The 16,971-nt window shown below is 66.5% G+C and carries 17 protein-coding genes and 2 pseudogenes; 11 read left to right on the top strand and 8 right to left on the bottom strand.

The features are described from left to right. Positions 1-42: 42 nt before the first annotated feature. Together J7I79_RS02495 and J7I79_RS02490 are read right to left on the bottom strand one after the other, a co-directional pair. Positions 43-561 carry a putative immunity protein gene (locus tag J7I79_RS02495; protein ID WP_214949785.1) on the bottom strand — a complete coding sequence of 173 codons (519 nt, stop codon included), beginning with the start codon at positions 559-561 and terminating at the stop codon, positions 43-45. Positions 562-616: 55 nt separating this feature from the next. After that, positions 617-1,213, bottom strand: a complete 597-nt coding sequence (locus J7I79_RS02490; protein ID WP_214949783.1) for a dihydrofolate reductase family protein — start codon at positions 1,211-1,213, stop codon at positions 617-619. 214 nt (positions 1,214-1,427) lie between these two features. Here J7I79_RS02490 and J7I79_RS02485 point away from each other — a divergent pair, with 214 nt between their 5' ends. After that, entirely contained in the window at positions 1,428-1,700 is a 273-nt protein-coding gene (locus J7I79_RS02485; RefSeq protein ID WP_251042273.1) for a hypothetical protein, read from the top strand. Between the two features lie 245 nt (positions 1,701-1,945). On the opposite strand, the gene J7I79_RS02480 is transcribed toward J7I79_RS02485, so the two are convergent. Beyond that, the gene (locus tag J7I79_RS02480; protein WP_214949780.1) at positions 1,946-2,431 is read right to left on the bottom strand and encodes a MarR family winged helix-turn-helix transcriptional regulator; all 486 of its coding nucleotides are present in this window, start codon (positions 2,429-2,431) and stop codon (positions 1,946-1,948) included. Positions 2,432-2,556: 125 nt separating this feature from the next. On the opposite strand from J7I79_RS02480, the gene J7I79_RS02475 reads away from it, so the two are divergent. The 6 genes from J7I79_RS02475 (at position 2,557) to J7I79_RS02450 (ending at position 9,293) form a co-directional block, all read left to right on the top strand. Further along, complete coding sequence (locus J7I79_RS02475; RefSeq protein WP_214949772.1) at positions 2,557-3,519, top strand: SDR family NAD(P)-dependent oxidoreductase; 963 nt, start codon at positions 2,557-2,559, stop codon at positions 3,517-3,519. A gap of 2 nt (positions 3,520-3,521) precedes the next feature. Continuing rightward, on the top strand, positions 3,522-4,415 hold the full coding sequence (locus tag J7I79_RS02470; protein WP_214949770.1) for an amidohydrolase family protein: 894 nt from the start codon (positions 3,522-3,524) through the stop codon (positions 4,413-4,415). A gap of 1 nt (position 4,416) precedes the next feature. Beyond that, complete coding sequence (locus tag J7I79_RS02465; protein ID WP_214949768.1) at positions 4,417-5,646, top strand: acyl-CoA dehydrogenase family protein; 1,230 nt, start codon at positions 4,417-4,419, stop codon at positions 5,644-5,646. Between the two features lie 103 nt (positions 5,647-5,749). Next, positions 5,750-6,205, top strand: a complete 456-nt coding sequence (locus J7I79_RS02460; RefSeq protein ID WP_104174745.1) for a MaoC family dehydratase — start codon at positions 5,750-5,752, stop codon at positions 6,203-6,205. A 70-nt stretch (positions 6,206-6,275) separates the two neighbouring features. After that, complete coding sequence (locus J7I79_RS02455) at positions 6,276-7,640, top strand: MFS transporter (protein ID WP_214949760.1); 1,365 nt, start codon at positions 6,276-6,278, stop codon at positions 7,638-7,640. A gap of 42 nt (positions 7,641-7,682) precedes the next feature. Then, on the top strand, positions 7,683-9,293 hold the full coding sequence (locus tag J7I79_RS02450; RefSeq protein ID WP_214949758.1) for a long-chain fatty acid--CoA ligase: 1,611 nt from the start codon (positions 7,683-7,685) through the stop codon (positions 9,291-9,293). Here the strand turns inward: J7I79_RS02450 and J7I79_RS02445 are convergent. The 3 genes from J7I79_RS02445 to J7I79_RS02435 all read right to left on the bottom strand — a co-directional run bounded on the left by J7I79_RS02445 (position 9,271) and on the right by J7I79_RS02435 (position 11,574). After that, entirely contained in the window at positions 9,271-9,894 is a 624-nt protein-coding gene (locus J7I79_RS02445; RefSeq protein ID WP_104174742.1) for a LysE family transporter, read from the bottom strand. The genes J7I79_RS02450 and J7I79_RS02445 overlap by 23 nt on opposite strands. A gap of 167 nt (positions 9,895-10,061) precedes the next feature. Continuing rightward, positions 10,062-10,613, bottom strand: coding sequence for a dihydrofolate reductase family protein (locus J7I79_RS02440; RefSeq protein ID WP_214949756.1), 552 nt, complete (start codon positions 10,611-10,613; stop codon positions 10,062-10,064). Positions 10,614-10,758: 145 nt separating this feature from the next. After that, complete coding sequence (locus J7I79_RS02435) at positions 10,759-11,574, bottom strand: methyltransferase domain-containing protein (RefSeq protein WP_214949754.1); 816 nt, start codon at positions 11,572-11,574, stop codon at positions 10,759-10,761. Between the two features lie 128 nt (positions 11,575-11,702). Between J7I79_RS02435 and J7I79_RS02430 the strand changes: the two genes are divergently transcribed. Continuing rightward, positions 11,703-13,010 carry an APC family permease gene (locus J7I79_RS02430; protein ID WP_311380500.1) on the top strand — a complete coding sequence of 436 codons (1,308 nt, stop codon included), beginning with the start codon at positions 11,703-11,705 and terminating at the stop codon, positions 13,008-13,010. On the opposite strand, the pseudogene J7I79_RS24115 reads toward J7I79_RS02430, so the two are convergent. Then, positions 12,989-13,165: pseudogene (locus tag J7I79_RS24115) on the bottom strand (MarR family transcriptional regulator); the annotation flags it as partial. The gene J7I79_RS02430 and the pseudogene J7I79_RS24115 overlap by 22 nt on opposite strands. An 8-nt stretch (positions 13,166-13,173) precedes the next feature. On the opposite strand from J7I79_RS24115, the pseudogene J7I79_RS02425 reads away from it, so the two are divergent. Next, a pseudogene (locus J7I79_RS02425) lies at positions 13,174-13,494 on the top strand (MMPL family transporter); the annotation flags it as partial. Between the two features lie 22 nt (positions 13,495-13,516). On the opposite strand, the gene J7I79_RS02420 reads toward J7I79_RS02425, so the two are convergent. Then, the gene (locus J7I79_RS02420; RefSeq protein WP_214949751.1) at positions 13,517-14,446 is read right to left on the bottom strand and encodes an NAD-dependent epimerase/dehydratase family protein; all 930 of its coding nucleotides are present in this window, start codon (positions 14,444-14,446) and stop codon (positions 13,517-13,519) included. Between the two features lie 178 nt (positions 14,447-14,624). On the opposite strand from J7I79_RS02420, the gene J7I79_RS02415 reads away from it, so the two are divergent. Together J7I79_RS02415 and J7I79_RS02410 are read left to right on the top strand one after the other, a co-directional pair. After that, positions 14,625-15,431 (top strand): TetR/AcrR family transcriptional regulator, encoded by an 807-nt coding sequence (locus tag J7I79_RS02415; protein ID WP_214949742.1) that lies wholly within the window; start codon positions 14,625-14,627, stop codon positions 15,429-15,431. Between the two features lie 179 nt (positions 15,432-15,610). Continuing rightward, on the top strand, positions 15,611-16,942 hold the full coding sequence (locus J7I79_RS02410; RefSeq protein WP_311380499.1) for an extracellular solute-binding protein: 1,332 nt from the start codon (positions 15,611-15,613) through the stop codon (positions 16,940-16,942). Positions 16,943-16,971: the final 29 nt, after the last annotated feature.

The following is a 16,971-nucleotide window of genomic DNA, read 5'->3' as shown; positions in this document are numbered from 1 at the left end:
GCGCAGGTTACGGCGATCGGCGGATGAGCGGCAGGCCTGGGATCAGTCGTCGAAGACGTGCCAGCAGATGGCACTTCGCCGTTGTTGATCGTCGAGAACGAGCTCACTGACGGCGGCAGGGAGGCGACCCCGCTGCCACTCACGTTCCCTGGCCCTGGCCTGCGCTGCCTCGTCGGCTGGGACACCTGCACCGGCCGCCCGGATGGCGTACGCAGCAGCACCCAGGTCATGGGCGGCGACGTGAGCCACCGCAACCGCCTGGCCCGCCGACAGTGCAGCGAACTTCGCCGGGTCGGGCATCCCGCGCGCCGCGGCATTCGCTTGGAAAGCCGCTCGGTGCGCGTCACCCATAGGCACCTCACCGCGGATCCAGGCCCGACCGACATCGATGGCGTCGCGTGGCCGGCTGTCACCTGGCTGATGGTCCTCGAACAGATGCAGCACGTGCTCGGCGCACACGAGGGCCCAGTCAGCCAACAGCCGGTGGTGTTCGTCCGTCAGAGTTCCCCCGCGACGGATGGTGATCAGCCGGGGGTCACGCTCTTTCGGGAGGATCGGCACAGTCCCATCCTATGGTGCATCGCCCAACGGAACGGGGGCCTTGAGCGCCAGCCTTTTAGTGGATCACCCGATAGCGCACGTGGGTGACGAGGCCGGTACCGCTCACTTCCGTCGGCTCCAGCCTGAGGTTCGCGACGCCGTCGAGCAGCCGCTCGCCCGCCCCCAGGATCATGGGCGAAGAGTGGAGCCGCAGCTCGTCGATCAGCCCTGCCGAGAGGTATTGCTGGACAGTCTGTGCTCCGCCGGCAATTGCCACGTCCTTGCTGCCGGCGGCTTTCCGCGCCTGGGCCAGCGCCGATTCGATCCCATCGGTCACGAAGTTGAACGTGGTGCCGCCCTGCATCTCCAGTGGCTCGCGTGCCTGGTGCGTGAGGACGAACACCGGTGCGTGATACGGCGGCTCCTCGCCCCACCATCCCCGCCAGTCCGCGTCCCACGTCCCGGGTCCGGGCCCTGCGAACATGTTCCGTCCCATGATGTACGCACCGGCCGCGAGGATGCCTTCGAGGGCGGCGGCGTTGGCCTCGGGTTCTTCGAACATCCACCTGTGCAGGAGCTCTCCGCCCTCGCCAAGGGGCTCCGCCAGGCTTTGGTTCGGGCCGGCGAGGAAACCGTCCAGGGAGATGGTCAGGTCGCACGTGACTCGGCTCATGCGCCCATCATGCCACCACTCGGCGGTCCGGGACCGGCTGAGTGTCCAGTAGTTATCGCGGGGGACGGAGACCACCGCGGAAAGCGGGACCGAGGTTATTTTCGTCACGGTTTCTGCGTCCTGCCGGGTTCCGGGTTTCGCTGCCCCCATACTGAGATTGACGCGGTGATTTCCGGCGCCAAACCAGTCAGGAGGAAGAGCATTGAATACTGTGATGACCGTAGTGACGAACGAGTATTTCCCTGCTGCGGCGGTGCTCTTCGGCGTTGTGATTTTTTGGACGGTGGCCCTCTTCGGCGGCCTGTCACTCCTCAGCACCAACCAGCCCCCGATCGCCACGCTCACGTGGCTGCTCTTCGTCTACGCCGCAGCGGTTCTTTCGCCCCTGGCAGGACTGCTTGCCATGGTTGACCTCCTCCGCCGCTGGCTCCGGAACCGCCGTTCCGCCCGTGCCGAGGGGCGCGTGGCCGGAACCGAGTCCGCCTAAGCGAACCGGAGAAAACGGGTAGCGTCCACTCGCCCGCGGCGGGGTGGAATCTCCTAAAATTGTTATGGGGCCGGCGGCGAAAAAGCCCGCTGAGACCCGGGCTGTCCCCAGTCGCCGTCGGCCCTTCCGACCGGCGCGCTTTTGTCCAGGGCGGGACTCCCGGTGGTGGTTCCTCACGCCCGCGGAATGCCATGCGTTGCAGACTGCGACTGCGACTGCGGTATTCCGGCTCCGGGTTAGCGGCCTTATTCAGGCAGGCCGGCACCCCACAACGCCTTGCGGAGCAAGGCCTTGAGCTGGGCCGATTCCTCCGCGGGCAGGCCGTCGAGCACTTCCGCTTCAGCTCTTCGGGCGGCCTCGCCGGCCTCATCGAGCAGCTTTCCTCCCTTGGTGGTGGCCGTTACGGTCTTTGCGCGGCGGTCCTGCCTGCCGGGCGCCCTCACCACGAGGCCCCGCTTTTCCAGCTCATCCACTAGGGCCACAATCTGGCTGGGATCCAGGCTGAGGAAGTCCGCCATTTCGCGCTGCGTCGGCTCCAGTCCGCTGTTTGCCAGGATCAGGACCGAGTAGGAACGCTCCTTGAGGTCGAACTCGGCCAGTGCCCTGTTGTTCAGTACGGACCCCGCGGCATGCAGCTTGGCCAGCAGGAAGCCCAAATCCTGGCTGATGGACGCGGCCAGAAGCTTGTGCGCCTGCCCGGTCCGCTGATCGCCCTGTGTCTCGATCGTCATGGCCAACTCCAATAATCCTCAAAATAAATCGTTGACATTTTCAACTATCCATATTTTCATGGATACAGAACAGCATCCCACGCCGACGGCCGGGATGCACAAGGTCAGCTAGCAAAGGAGCAGCCATGAGCCTGTCAGGCAAAGTAGCAATCGTCACCGGAAGCGGTCGGGGCCTGGGCCTGGCCTACGCCCGGGAACTCGCCCGCCAGGGCGCCGCCGTCGTCATCAACGACGTCGACGCCGAGGTGGCTGCCGAAGCAGTCCGGACCATCGAGGCCGACGGCGGGAGGGCCGCCGCCGTCGTTGCTCCCGTCGGAAATACGGAGGTTGCCAAACAGCTGGTGCAGGCAGCCATTACGGAGTTCGGCCGCCTGGACATCCTGGTCACCAACGCGGGCATCCTGCGGGACAAGAGCCTGCTGAAGATGACCGACGAGGACTTCGACGCCGTCATCAACGTCCACCTCCGCGGCACCTTCACATGCGTCCGGGAAGCGTTCGCCTACTTCAAGGAGAACGGCATCGCCGGCCGGATCATCACCATCGGCTCGCCCACCGGGCAGCGCGGAAACTTCGGCCAGACAAACTACGCCGCCGCGAAGGCCGGCATTGTTGGTATGGTCCGCACCTGGGCGCTGGAAATGAAGAAGGCCGGCGTAACCGCCAACGCCGTCATCCCGGTGGCCGCCACGGCCATGACCAAGACCGTCCCCTACTTCCAAAAAGCCGTGGAAGCAGACGAGCGCGGCGAGGCCATGCCGGCCTTCTTCCGCCACGGGCTCGGTTTCGGAACGGCCGACGACGTCTCCGGACTGGTGGCGTTCCTCGCCTCCGACGAGGCGGCCGGCATTACCGGCCAGGCCATCGGCGCCGGCGGCGACCGGCTGCAGCTCTGGACCCACCCCGAGGCCGCGGCCACCGAATACCGCGAGGGTGGCTGGCGCTACGAGGACCTCGTAGAGAACTTCGGCCCGCTCTTCGGCGGCAAGCTGCAGTCCGTGGGCGAGGAATTCCTCCCGCTGCCCGAAGAACTGCAGCCGGAAGCACGTCCTGCGCAGAACGAGCCACTGCCTGCGAAGGTCGGCTAGCCATGACTGCTGCCCGCTACGAGCTCGGCATCGACGCCTCGAAGCTCGACGCGATCGACATGCACGTCCACCTCGAAGTGGACGGCCACGGCCACGAGTCCTTGCCGCCGGCCCTCACCGAGGCTTCCGCCAAGTACTTCAAGTCCGAGGACCGCACCCCGTCGCTGGACCGCATTGCCGAGGTATACCGCGAACTGAACATGGCCGCCGTCGTGTTCACCGTGGACGCCCGCACCCAGCTGAAGCACGAGCCCAACAGCATCGAGGACCTGATCGCAGGCGCGGCCCGGAACAACGACGTGCTGATCCCGTTCGGCAGCGTCGATCCGCGCACCGGCGCCGAAGCCATCCAGGGGGCCAAACGCCAGGCCATCGACCTGGGCGCCCGCGGCTTCAAGTTCCATCCCAGCCTGCAGGGCTTCGACCCCTCCGATCAGCAGTTCTATCCGCTGTGGGAGACGCTTCAGGAACTGGGCCTGCCGGCCATCTTCCACACCGGGCAGAACGGCATGGGCGCCGGGCTGCCCGGCGGCTACGGCATCAAGCTGGCCTACTCCAACCCGCTCCTGCTTGATGCCGTGGCCGCGGACTTCCCGGAACTGCAGATCATCATGGCGCACCCCTCCGTGCCGTGGCAGGACGAGGCCAACTCCATCGCCACGCACAAGGCCAACGTGTTCATCGACCTCTCCGGCTGGTCGCCCAAGTACTTCCCGGAGTCGCTGGTGCGGATGTCCAATTCCGTGCTGCAGGACAAGGTCCTGTTCGGCACGGACTTCCCGCTCATCACGCCGCAGAAATGGCTGGCCGCGTTTGCGGACCTTCCGCTCAAGGACGAGGTCCGGCCGAAAATCCTCAAACACAACGCCGTGCGCCTGCTCGGACTGGACGGCTGAGATGAGTACCGCCACAGCTGAGCAGACGTCTATTGCCGAAAAGACCCGGCTCTACGGCGTCTGCGACTATTACGACGCCGAGTCCCTCCTCACCGAGGCGGAACGCCGCGTGCTGGGACGGCTGCGGAGCTTCCTGGGCCGGGAGGCGCAGCCGCTGCTAGCCGAGTACTGGGAGCGGGGCGAGTTCCCCACCCGGCTTGCGCAGCCGCTGATCGACTTGGACCTGATGGAGCCCGCTGACCTCACAGGAGCGGGTCCGGACCGCGGGGCGGCCCGAGGCATCTACCAGGGCTTCCGGATTTTCGAGCTGGCCCGCACCGACGCGTCGCTGGCCACCTGGTACACCGCGCAGGCCGGGCTGTTCCGTACAGCCATCCGCGTGGGCGCTTCGGCGGAGCAGCAGGCCGAATGGATGCCGAAGGTCATCGACTTCTCGCTCAAAGGCGTCTTCTCGCTCACCGAACCTGACTCCGGATCGGACATCGCCGGCGGACTCTCCACCAGCGTCCGCCGCGAGGGGGACTCCTGGATCCTGGACGGCGCCAAGCGCTGGATCGGGGGAGCCGCCACGGCCGACGTGCTCGCGGTGTTCGCCCGCGACGTGGCCGACGGGCAGGTCAAGGCCTTCCTCGTTGACCGGCAGGCGGACGGCGTGACGCTGGAGAAGATCCACGGCAAGACGGCGCTGAGGATGATGCAGAACGCCCACATCACCCTCGGCGGCGTCCGTGTTCCCGAGTCCAGGCGCCTGCACAACGTGAACTCCTTCAAGGACGTGGCCGCGATGCTCCGGGCCATGCGATCGGACGTCGCCTGGATCGCCACCGGCATCCAGGCCGGCGCGTTCGAAGCCGCCCTGCGGTACGTCACGGAACGCCGGCAGTTCGGCCGCCCGCTGGGATCCTTCCAGCTGGTCCAGGAAAAACTCGCCCGGATGCTCGGCAACGTCACGGCCTCCCTGTCCCTGGTGGTCCGGCTCACCGAACAGCAAGCCAAGGGCATCTACCGCGACCAGGACTCCGCCCTGGCAAAAATGCAGACATCCCTGCTGATGCGCGAAACCGTGGCCCTGGCCCGCGAAGTGGTGGGCGGCAACGGCATCACCCTCGAATCCGACGTCGCCAGGTTCCACGCCGACGCCGAAGCCGTCTACTCCTACGAAGGCACCCACGAAATCAACGCCCTCATCGTGGGCCGCGCCCTCACCGGCGAAAGCGCCTTCGCCCGCTGACGCAGCACTGACCGACACCTGACCACAACTGAACCCCGACGGCGGCTGCACCGCACCGACGTCGTACTTCCGCAACTCCAAAAACCCACCACAGGAGGCAAAGATGCCCAATCTCGTCGTCGACTTCGACAAACTGCTCACGCTCGCCGGAACCGACCTCGGCGTGACCGAATACCGCGAAATCACCCAGGAACAGATCAACAAATTCGCCGACGCCACCGGCGATGACCAGTGGATCCACGTGGACCCGGAACGCGCCAAGGACGGCCCGTTCGGCGCCCCGATCGCCCACGGCTTCCTCACGCTCTCGCTCATCATCCCGTTTTGGGGCGAGCTGTTCGACGTCGACGGCGTCACCACCAAGGTGAACTACGGCCTGGACAAGGTCCGTTTCACCTCGCCGGTGAAGGTGGGCTCGCGGATCCGCATGCAGGCCACCATCGCCGAAGTCACCGAGGTCAAGGGCGGCGCCCAGATCAAGGTTGCCAACACCATCCAGATTGAAGGCCAGGAACGTCCCGCCGTCGTGGCCGAATTCCTGGCCCGCTTCTACAAGTAGTCCGCTTCAAAAGGTCCACCGCTCCCGCAAGTAACCCTCCCGTTTTGTCCCTCTGTCCTAAGGAACAGCCATGTCCGGACTCACTCAGCTCCAAGCCATGGGTACTGCCGAACGCCGCAAGGAAGCGCGCACGGTCATCGCCTCCAGCTATCTGGGCAGCACCATCGAGTACTACGACTTCCTCCTCTACGCCACGGCCGCCGCGGTGGTCTTCCCCAAGGTCTTCTTCTCCGGAATGGACGACTGGGTAGGCGTCGTGGCCGCCTACGGCACCTTCGCCGCCGGCTACGTGGCACGCCCGCTCGGCGGCGTCATCTTCGGCCACTTCGGTGACAGGCTGGGCCGCAAGGGAATGCTCATCGTGTCCATGCTGGTCATGGGCGTGGCCTCCACCCTGATCGGCCTGGTCCCGGGTGCATCCGTGGCAGGTCCGTGGGGCGCCGTGATGCTGGTAATCCTCCGCGTCTTCCAAGGCATCGCCGTCGGCGGCGAATGGGGCGGGGCCGCCCTGATGGCGCTGGAACATTCGGAGTCCGGACGGCGGGGCTTTGCGGCGTCGTTCGTAAACGCCGGTGCGCCGACGGGCGCCGTGCTGGGCACGTTCATCATGGGCGCGTTCTCTTCGCTGCCGAACGACCAGTTCCTCGCCTGGGGCTGGCGTGTACCGTTCCTCCTCTCCTTCGTGCTGCTGGGCGTGGGCATGTTTGTCCGCCTCAAGGTGTCCGAGAGCCCCATCTTCAAGGCGGCGCTGGAGCAGGAGAAGCGGGAGCAGGCCGACGGGGCGCCGGGGACCGGCGGCGCCGCCCCGGCCCGCCGTGAAATTCCCCTCCTCCAGGTGCTCCGCCGCCCCAAGACGCTGGTCTTCACTATGCTGGCCGGAGCCGCAGGGTTCGCCCTGCAGGTGGTGCTGGCAACGTTTGCGGTGACGTTCGCCGTCTCCAAGGGCGCCGACCGCCAGGGCGTGCTTTACGCCTACGCCGCGGCCTCCCTGGTCTCCATCGTTTTTGTGGTCCTGGGCGGGAGGCTCTCGGACAAGCTGGGCCGGCGTCCGGTGATGGTGGGCGGACTCGTGCTGTTCATCGCCTACCTCGTGCCGATGTTCCAGCTGCTGTCCTCCAACAACATCATGCTGATCTTCGTGGCGTTCGCCGTGGGCCTGATGATCCACTCCACACTGTTCGGCCCGCTAGCGGCCTTCGTCTCCGAACAGTTCGGCACCACGTCCCGCTACACGGGCGCCTCGCTGGGCTACCAGCTGGCAACGCTGCTCGGTGCAGGTTTCACGCCCGGCATCGTGGCGCAGATCTTCAAGGATTCCGGCCAGAACACCGGCTCCGTGGTCTGGTACCTGGCCATCATGTCGGTGGTCTCGATCGTCTTCATCCTGCTGACCCGGGAACCCAAGAACAACGATCTCGAGACTGTCCGGCCCTGATCCGGCCGCCAAGGACTACCGTCTAATTAGAAAGGATTTGCCGTGGAAAATTTTGGCATCGGCTCGTGGCTGCAACGGCGCCGCCCGAAGTCGGGCAACAAGACAGCAATCATCGCCGGAGACCGGGAGCTCAGCTACGAGCAACTGGCCGAACGCTCCGCCCGGCTCGCCAACGCCTTCCGGGACCGCGGCGTGGGCCGCGGCGACCGGGTGGCCTACCTGGGGGAGAACGATCCGTCCTTCCTGGAGACACTCTTCGCCTGCGGCACCCTGGGCGCCATCTTCGTGCCGCTCAATACACGGCTGGCCCCGCCCGAAATCCAGTTCCAGCTGCAGGACTGTGGTGCCGTCCTCCTGGTGCACGCGGACAGCCTGTCGGAACTGGCGGTCCGCGGCGGTGCAGGGACGGCGGTGCGCCGGCGGATCGCCGTCGACCGTTCCCCCGGTGGCACCCGGGAGGAAGGCACGACGGCGGCCGAGGACTATGAGGACGTCGTCGCGTCCGGCGCGGAGGTAGCCCCGGACGAGCCGGTGGCCCTGGATGACGGCGCCATGATCCTCTACACCTCAGGCACCACCGGGCATCCCAAGGGCGCCCTGCTGACCCACGGAAACATCACCTGGAACTGCATCAACGTGATCGTCGATTTCGACTTCGCCTCCACGGACGTTGCCCTGATGATCTCCCCGATGTTCCACGTGGCGTCCCTGGACATGGGCGTCCTGCCCACGTTGCTGAAGGGCGGCACCGTGGTCCTGGAGCCCAAATTCGATCCGCTCCGGACCCTCCAGCTCATCGAACGGCACCGGGCCACCACCATCAGCGGGGTGCCCACCACCTACCAGATGCTCTGCGAACATCCCGCCTGGGACGCCACGGATCTCAGCTCCCTGAACAAGCTGACCTGCGGCGGGTCTGCCGTGCCGTTGCGCGTCCTGGATGCCTACGAGAAGCGCGGGCTGCGGTTCTCGAACGGCTACGGGATGACTGAGACGGCACCGGGCGCCACCACGCTGCCGGCGGCACGGTCCCGGGACAAGGCCGGATCGTCCGGACTGCCGCACTTCTTCACGGACGTCCGGATAACCGACCTGGCTGATCCGGATGCAGGCTCCGCGGAACCGGGCACGGTGGGCGAGATCCAGATCAAGGGCCCCAACGTCATCCACGAATACTGGAACCGGCCCGACTCGACCGCCGACTCCTACACCGGGGACGGCTGGTTCAAGTCCGGCGACATGGGCTATAAGGATGACGGCGGCTTCGTGTTCATCTCGGACCGGCTCAAGGACATGATCATCTCCGGCGGCGAGAACATCTATCCGGCCGAGGTGGAGCAGGCCATCACGGAGCTCGACGCCGTCGGCAGTGTGGCGGTAATCGGTGTGCCGGACGAAAAATGGGGCGAAGTGCCGCGGGCCGTGGTGCTCCTGCGGGACGGGGCGCAGCTGAGCGAAGAGCAGCTGCGGGCACACCTGGACGGCCGCCTGGCCCGCTACAAGATTCCCAAATCGGTGGTGTTCGTGGACGAGATGCCCAGGACCGCGAGCGGCAAGATCCGGAAAGCGGACCTGAGGAAGCTCACGCCCGCGAACGGACAGTTGCAGCCCCGCCTTTGTAACCCTGCTGCTAGTGGATCAGGGCGAGCATGATCCCGACGGCCACGAACAGCACGCCGAACGTCCGGTTCAGGATCTTCTGCCCGCGCGCGTTGTGCGTAAACCGCTGGAACGATTTGGCCGCGGCGGCGAAGAAGAACCACATGACTAGGATGTCGATGATCACCACGGTGGCAGTCAGGACCAAATACTGGGGCAGCAGCGGCTGTTCCGGCCGGATGAACTGCGGCATAAAGGCCAGGAAAAAGATGATGGCTTTGGGGTTCAGCAGATTGACCCAGAGGCCGCGGCGGAACATGGAGGGGGCCGGTTCGTTGCGGAGTTCGGCCGCTTTCTCCTGGTCCAGGTCGGGCTTGTGCAGGAACTGCCGGATGCCCAGGTAGACCAGATAGGCGGCCCCTGCATACCGGATTACGTTGAATGCCACGGGGGAGCTGGCCACCAGGACGCCCACGCCCAATGCCACGATCAGCACGTGGACCACCAGTGCAGCCTGCTGGCCCAGGATTCCCCAGATGGACCGCCGGAATCCCGAATTCAGCGAGTTGCTCATGGTGTTGATGGCACCGGCTCCGGGAGTGAAGCTGATCAGGACGCCGGCGCCGGCCAGGGCCAGCCAAAGGGAGGATTGCACCAATCCAGTTTAGGGGCAGTGGCTGTACCGAAGGTTTGGCTCGGAGTATCGTCAGGCCATGGCAAGGGAAAGAACGCGCCAGTCCGGATACTTCTGGCCGCCGTCTGCGTGTACCAGCTCATTCGAATTTCGGTCCATCGGCAGAACCAGCAGAGTCGGCATCTGCCCTAGGCGCCCATACGGCCGTAGCGGAGGATCATGTTCCCCTTGCTGGTGCGCTGTGAATCCTGCAGCTCCAGCCGCGTCACGGGGTCGCCGTCCTCGAACAGGCGGCGTCCGCTTCCGGCGATCACGGGGTGGACCATGAGCATCAGAGAATCCAGCAGACCAGCGAACAGCAGCTGGCGGGTAAGCGATATGCTGGCGAAGACCGCTATCTCGCCGCCGTCGCCCTCCTTGAGGCCGGCCACGCACTCCTCCAGCGGGGCATCCATGAGGCGGGAGTTCTGCCATCCGAGCTCACCCGAAAGTGTCCTCGATGCCACGAACTTCGGCAGCTTGTTGATGAACTCGCCGAAATTGGCGTCGTCAGCCGCGCTGGGCCAATAACTGGCCCACTGCTCGTAGCCGACCCGACCGAGGAGCCCGGTTTCGACCCGTGCCATCATCTGATTCATCCCCGCCCCGAGTTCCTCGTCGAAACTGTCGAACTGCCAGAGGTTCGGGGACTCAACCACGCCGTCCACGGAATAGAAAAGGCCTGCGGTCAACGTGCGCATTGTGGGTTCTCCTCGCTGGTGGTTTTCCTTCGCATCCTAGGGACAGAACGGAGTCCAGGGAAAGGGCTGCAGGAAAATCCGTCAGACGCAGCAGCTCAGGTATTGCCCTATGTGGACATCCCGGTCCCGGATCGAACCGATGAAATCAGGCCCGTGCGATGACTTCGCCGTTGGGGATCAGGAACCAGCCGTCGTCCGTGGATCCCCAGCGGTGCCATCCCGTCGAGATCCGGGCCAGGTCCGCCGCGTTGGCGAAACCGTATTCCAGGGCCTGGTCCGCGAATGCCGAGTGCAGCACACGCTCGCCCCACACCCGGGCCTGCCATCGGCGCTGCTGGCCGGTGGCATACAGCCAGTTGCTGCTGGTGGGTGCCACGTCCGTGAACCCTGCGGCCTGCGCCCAGGAGACCAGCCGGCGTCCGGCATCGGGCTCCGCCCCGTTGCGCCGGGCAATGCGCTGGTAGAGCTCCATCCACTCGTCCAGTTCCGGGATGGCGGGGTACCAGCTCATGCCGTGGAAGTCGGCGTCCCGTACCGCCACAATGCCGCCCGGTTTTGCCACCCGGCGCATCTCGCGCAGGGCCTCGACGGGGTCCGTCAGGTGCTGGAGCACCTGGTGGGCGTGGACGACGTCGAACGTTTCGTCCTCGAAGTCGAGGTCATAGATGTTGCCGGCCAGGAACTCGACATTCTCCACCCCGCGCTCGGAGGCAAGGGCGGTGGCGTGGGCGATCACATCCGGGGAGCGGTCCAGCCCGGTCACGTGCCCCGGCGCCACCAGACCGGCGAAATCACAGGTGATGCTGCCCGGTCCGCAGCCGACGTCCAGCACGGACGCCCCCGGCGTGAGGTGCGGGATGACGAACGCGGCTGAATTCTCGGCGGTCCGCGAGGCATGGGCACGGACCACTGACTCGTGGTGTCCATGCGTGTACACATCTTCAGGCTGCTGCGCACTCATAAGGAAACGCTACAGCGCCGTGGGGGAAAATGCGCGGCAGCCGGGCGGAACAAAAACAGGCAGTTTATGGTGCCTCGGCGTCAGTTTCGCCGCTTCTGCGGCCCGCCGTTCTGCGGATGATTGGAGGAGTGGGAAACAACAAATCCAGTAATCCGGCAGGGCTCGGGCTGTTCCGGGCAACAGGCATCTACGTGGGAGCAATCCTCGGATCGGGCATCCTGGTGCTCCCGGCCATCGCCGCCCGGGAAGCGGGCCCGGCCTCGCTGCTCGCATGGGCCGCCCTGCTGGTGTTCTGCACGCCCGTTGCCTTCAGTTTCGCTGAGATGAGCCGCCAGGAGCCCGACGCCGGCGGGATCGCCCACTTTGTCACCAGGGCCTTCGGGCGCCGCGCCTCAGTGGTGGCCGGCTACCTGTTCTACTTCGCCATCCCGTTCGGCGCGCCCGCCACCGCGGTGATCGGCGGCAACTACATCGCCAATGCACTGGGCGGCGGACACGGGACCGCGCTGGTGGCCGCGGCGCTGCTGCTGGGGGCCGGATTCGCGAGCAACGCCGTCGGAATCAAGCTGTCCAGCCGCCTCCAGCTGGTGCTGATGATCCTGCTCGTGGCGCTGCTGGCGTTCGCCGTTGCCGTGGCCGCCCCCTTTGCCAAAGCGGAGAACTTCCAGCCCTTCGCGCCGCACGGCTACTGGGCAGTGGGTGGAGTGGCCAGCCTGCTGTTCTTCTGCTTCGCGGGATGGGAGGCGGTGACGCACCTGGCGGCCGAGTTCCGGGATCCCGGCCGAGACCTCACGCGCGCCACGTGGCTGACGCTCGTCGTCGTCGGGGTGGTGTACATCGGCGTCGTGGCAGCCTCGGTGGCCGTGCTGGGCCCGGCCCTGCCCGGAAGCCCGGTGCCGGTAGCCGACCTGCTCGAAAAGGGGCTGGGGCCGCTGGCGGCCCCGCTGACCGCGGTTGCCGCGGCTGTGCTGACGTTCGGCCCGCTCAACACATTCATCGCCGGCGCGAGCCGGCTCGGTGCCCGCCTGGCGGCCGACGGCGTGCTGCCGCCGGCAATGGCGCGCGGCAGCGGGCCGGGCGAGGTGCCTTCCGTGAGCCTCGCCGTCCTGGCCGGGATGACATTCCTGTCCTTCGGGGCGGCGGTCGCCGGGCTGGCCAGCATGCAGTTCCAGATCGGCGCTGCCTCTGCGTGCTTCACAGCCGTGACGGCCTTCGGCCTCGCAGCGGGCACCCGGCTGCTGCGGCCCGGAACGCCGGCCTGGTATGGCGTTATCGTCGCTGCGGCGGTGATGCTGCTGATCCTGCTGTTCAGCGGCTGGGCGCTGGCGGTTCCGGCACTACTGGCCGCGGCTGCGGTGTGGTCGGGGGCGCGGTTCCTGCCGGTTCCTGCGCGGCCGCTTCCTGTGAACTCCGCCATGGCGCCGCCGTCGCGGTAGGCCTTGGGGGTCATGCGGAGCTGGACCTGCCTGCGTTCCGCTCCCTGGCGTTCGCGCACCACGTGTCCCGACCCGTAAAGCCGGTCGATAAGCGCCGTGGTGGCGGGGGAGCTGAGGTTCAGTTCCTTCCGGAGCACGCCGGGGGTGACGATCTGGTCCTTGACACGGCACCAGGCCCGGGATCCTGCGCGGCCTTGGCGTGACGGGCGGCGTCATTACCTCCGCGGGCGTGGTGCTCGCTGCAACGTTTGCGGCGCTGGGCGCCATCCCCATCATGTTCTTGGTGCAGCTCGCCTTCATCGTCGCGTTCGGGGTCCTGCTGGACACTGTTTTGGTGCGCTCGCTGCTGGTCCCGGCCCTGTCCTATGACTTGGGGCGGCGGATCTGGTGGCCCGGCAAGCTCAGCAGGCCGGAGCCGGATGCGGCGCTACAGCGGGAGGCCGGCACCCCGGAACCCGAACCGGAGGCCGTCGGCCGCCGCTAGGCCGGGCCCGCCGTCCGGAGCCTCAAACCTGCCCCCGCCACCAGGCCACAGTGGCGGCAGCGGCCTCCGGGAGTGGCGTGGGGTGCAGGCCCAGGCTGGCTTCGCTCACCCGGGAGTCCATCACGAACGGCCGCTCGAATTGGTAGAGCATCTCGGCAACCTCCCGCATTCCGGGGGCGAACACCCCGATTATCCGCAGCAGCCAGCCGGGGATGGCACCAACCTTGGGGGCAGCCACGCCGCCGGCTTCCGCGAAGGCGAACGCGAGCTGGCGCTGGCTGAGGGCCGGGCCTGTGGGGGCATGCCACACCCGGTTCCACAGCCCCGGCGTCTGCGCCGCCCGGATCATGGCTGCGGCAAGGTCCGGTACGTATGTGAAGGAGTGGGGCTGGTCTGCGCTGCCGATCACCAGCAGCCGCTTTCCGGCCAGCACCGCCGGCACGATGCGTTCGCCGGCGTGGGAGGTCCGCACCTGCGGACCGAAGAAGTCGCCCGCCACGACGCTCACGGTGTTCGTGGGGGAGGCTGCACGTGCCTTCAGCAGTTCGGTGCGCACACCGCGCTTGCCGCCCTGCGCCTCCCGGGGGCTGCCTTCAGCCATGGCGGCATCCGGCTGGCTGTAGGAATACAGGCTTTCAGGAAATACGACGACGGCGCCCGCCTTGCCTGCCGCCGCCAGAACGGCCTCCTCGGCTTGCGGGAGTTCCTTTCGCCACGCTTCCGCTGCGTAGGCGGAGCCGTGGATGCAGTGGAACACGGCCGCCGCCCCGTCAAAAGCTTCGCCAAGCAGCCCGGGGCTGGAAACGTCCACTGACATCCTGTCGATGAGGGGGTGCTCGGGACCGCTGCCGGAACGGGTCAGGATCCGCACCCGTTTGCCTTGGCCGGCAAGTTGCTCCGCGACGGTCCAGCCAACGGGACCGGCACCGGTGACCACATACATTTCGGGCATTGGCTTCTCCTTCCTCTGGAATGTCATTCTGCTCTTCATCAGCCAGTCTGCGGTTATCCGGCCTGCTTTCGCTCAAGAGAGCAGTGCTCTCGAAACAAGGATGCTCCTGGAGTGCTGGCATGTCAAGAGCACTGCTCTCAATTGTTGACAGTGCTCCGATACGTGGAATGCTGGACGCATGCCAGCCCCCAATTCCTCCGCCCCCGCGCCCCGCCATCCCCACTCAGCCGACGCGGCCGCCGGCGAAGCTATCGCTCCTGCGCCCCGCACGCCGCGGGAGCGGGCCAGGGCGCAGACCATCGCCGATATCGTCCGGCTGGGCCGGGAGCACCTGGCCGTCCACGGTGCCGCCGCGCTGTCGCTTCGGGCCGTGGCGCGGGACCTTGGTGTCGTCTCTTCCGCGGTGTACCGGTACGTGGAAAACCGGGACGAACTGCTGACTCTTCTGCTGATCGACGCCTACGGCGAGCTCGGCGACGAGGTGGATGCCGCCGTCGGCCGCGTGGCTGAAGCGGACTTCATGGGGCGTTTTCAGGCGCTGGGCCGCGCCGTCCGCGGCTGGGCCATCCGCGAGCCCGCCCGCTATGCCCTGCTTTTCGGCAGCCCGGTACCGGGATACCGGGCCCCTGCCGAGCGCACTACCGGACCGGGGACCCGGGTGATCTTTAGCCTGATGGCCGTATTCGACGCCGCTTGGCGGGCAGGCGCGCTGGGCGCCGAGGCGGCGCCGGCGGACGGGGCGCCCGCAGGTGGGGTTCCTGTGGTTCCCGGCCCCCTGGCGCCCGACCTGCACGCCATCAGGGAGGAGCTCGGCCTGGCTATGCCCGATGACCTGCTGGCGCGCGGCGCACTGGCGTGGACGTCACTTTTCGGAGCCGTCAGCTTCGAAGTCTTCGGACAGTACGGGGCAGGCACCTTCTCGGCCCCGGATGCGCTTTTTGAACATCATCTCCGGGTGCTGGGCGGACTGGCCGGGCTCGGCTAGGGGGCCAATGTGACTGCAGGGACCAGCGGTTTCGTAGCAATTGTGAACGCTAACAAAAAAGTCTTGTCTGCACTTCTACAACGATGTAAAGTGTGGTGCAGCCCACGGTCGCGCAGGCCGGCTTCCGGTCATCCGAAGGCGGCTACAAGTTTTGTCCGGCTACGTCCAAAGGAGTGACGGTGAAGCATCAGGATTCCGGCAGTACCCATTTGAACCGCAGGCAATTGCTGCTGAGCGGAGGTGCCCTGTTCGGCGGGCTCGCCCTCGCCGGTGGCCTGACCGGCTGCGGCGGTGCAGCCCAGGCCGCCGCGGACGACGTCCGCTTCTGGCACCTGCTCTCCGGCGGAGACGGCATCAAGATGATGGCCATGATCGACAAAGCCAACGCGGACCACACCGACTTCAGGATCAAGCCCACTGTGCTCGCCTGGGGCGCGCCGTACTACACCAAGCTGGCCATGGCATCGGCGGGCGGGCGGCCGCCCGAGGTGGCCATAATGCATGCGGCCAGGGTGCCCGGCTACGCTCCCGGCGGCCTGCTGGATGCCTGGGACCTGGACCTGCTCGCGGAGTTCGGGGTGCGGCCGGAAGACTTCGGCCCGAGAATCTGGGAGAAGAGCCAGTTCAACGGCAAGGTGTTTTCGCTGGCCCTGGACTCGCACCCGTTCGTGATGCTCTACAACACGGACGTGGCGGGCAAGGCCGGTGTGCTGGGGAACGACGGGAAGCTGGAAAGTATTTCCTCGCCGTCACAGTTCCTTGAAGTAAGCCGTGAACTGCAGCGCGTCACCGGCAAACACGGGCTCTCCTACGGATACCTGGGCGACGGCGCGCAGATGTGGCGTCTGTTCTATACCCTCTACCGCCAGCACGGCGCGGACTTCGTCCTGGATCCCGGCAAGCCCGCCCAAGTGGAGCGGGATGTGGCCATCGACTGCCTGGAGTTCATCAAGTCGCTGCTGGACAACACCATTTCCACAAGAAGCGGCGACGGCGGCACGGCCATCGCGGAATTCGCCAGCCAGGGGTCGGGGCTGCTTTTCACCGGCGTTTGGGAACTGCCCACCATGAAGACGGCGGGTGTTCCGCTCGGAGCAAGCACCATCCCCACCCTGTTCGGAACGCCGGCAGCCTTCGCCGACTCGCACTCGTTCGTGCTGCCGCACCAGGCGAAGCTCGACGAATCCAAGCGTCGCGGTGTGTACCAGTTCGTTGCGTCGATGCTCAAGGGATCTTTGAGCTGGGCCGAAGCCGGCCACATTCCGGCCTACCAGCCGGTGGTGAAGTCCAAGGAGTACGCGGCACTGGATCCGCAGGCGGACTATGCGAACGCAGCGGACATCATCAACTACGATCCCGAGGCCTGGTTCACCGGCTCCGGATCCGACTTCCAGAGCTATTTCGCCGAGAACGTCCAGAACGTGTTCCTGGGACGGGACAAGGCCACCGACGGTTGGGACGCCTTCATGAAGCGCATCAACGCGGTCCTCGCCATGCCCAACCCGGTGTGAGCACCGACCCCGGCAGTCCTGCCGGAGCA

It is taken from the genome of Arthrobacter sp. ISL-69, from assembly GCF_018613775.1.
Classification (GTDB): domain Bacteria; phylum Actinomycetota; class Actinomycetes; order Actinomycetales; family Micrococcaceae; genus Arthrobacter.
The sequence above is the reverse complement of the archived record's forward strand: the minus strand, read 5'-3'. Positions and strand labels throughout refer to the sequence as shown.

Bases quoted from the DNA above. Each gene is read 5' to 3' on its own strand.
- J7I79_RS02485 (WP_251042273.1), top strand. From the start codon at position 1,428: ATGACCGTAGTGACGAACGAGTATTTCCCTGCTGCGGCGGTGCTCTTC.
- J7I79_RS02465 (WP_214949768.1), top strand. From the start codon at position 4,417: ATGAGTACCGCCACAGCTGAGCAGACGTCTATTGCCGAAAAGACCCGG.
- J7I79_RS02435 (WP_214949754.1), bottom strand. From the start codon at position 11,574: ATGAGTGCGCAGCAGCCTGAAGATGTGTACACGCATGGACACCACGAG.
- J7I79_RS02470 (WP_214949770.1), top strand. From the start codon at position 3,522: ATGACTGCTGCCCGCTACGAGCTCGGCATCGACGCCTCGAAGCTCGAC.
- J7I79_RS02480 (WP_214949780.1), bottom strand. From the start codon at position 2,431: ATGACGATCGAGACACAGGGCGATCAGCGGACCGGGCAGGCGCACAAG.
- J7I79_RS02420 (WP_214949751.1), bottom strand. From the start codon at position 14,446: ATGCCCGAAATGTATGTGGTCACCGGTGCCGGTCCCGTTGGCTGGACC.
- J7I79_RS02490 (WP_214949783.1), bottom strand. From the start codon at position 1,213: ATGAGCCGAGTCACGTGCGACCTGACCATCTCCCTGGACGGTTTCCTC.
- J7I79_RS02475 (WP_214949772.1), top strand. From the start codon at position 2,557: ATGAGCCTGTCAGGCAAAGTAGCAATCGTCACCGGAAGCGGTCGGGGC.
- J7I79_RS02440 (WP_214949756.1), bottom strand. From the start codon at position 10,613: ATGCGCACGTTGACCGCAGGCCTTTTCTATTCCGTGGACGGCGTGGTT.
- J7I79_RS02460 (WP_104174745.1), top strand. From the start codon at position 5,750: ATGCCCAATCTCGTCGTCGACTTCGACAAACTGCTCACGCTCGCCGGA.
- J7I79_RS02415 (WP_214949742.1), top strand. From the start codon at position 14,625: ATGCCAGCCCCCAATTCCTCCGCCCCCGCGCCCCGCCATCCCCACTCA.
- J7I79_RS02455 (WP_214949760.1), top strand. From the start codon at position 6,276: ATGTCCGGACTCACTCAGCTCCAAGCCATGGGTACTGCCGAACGCCGC.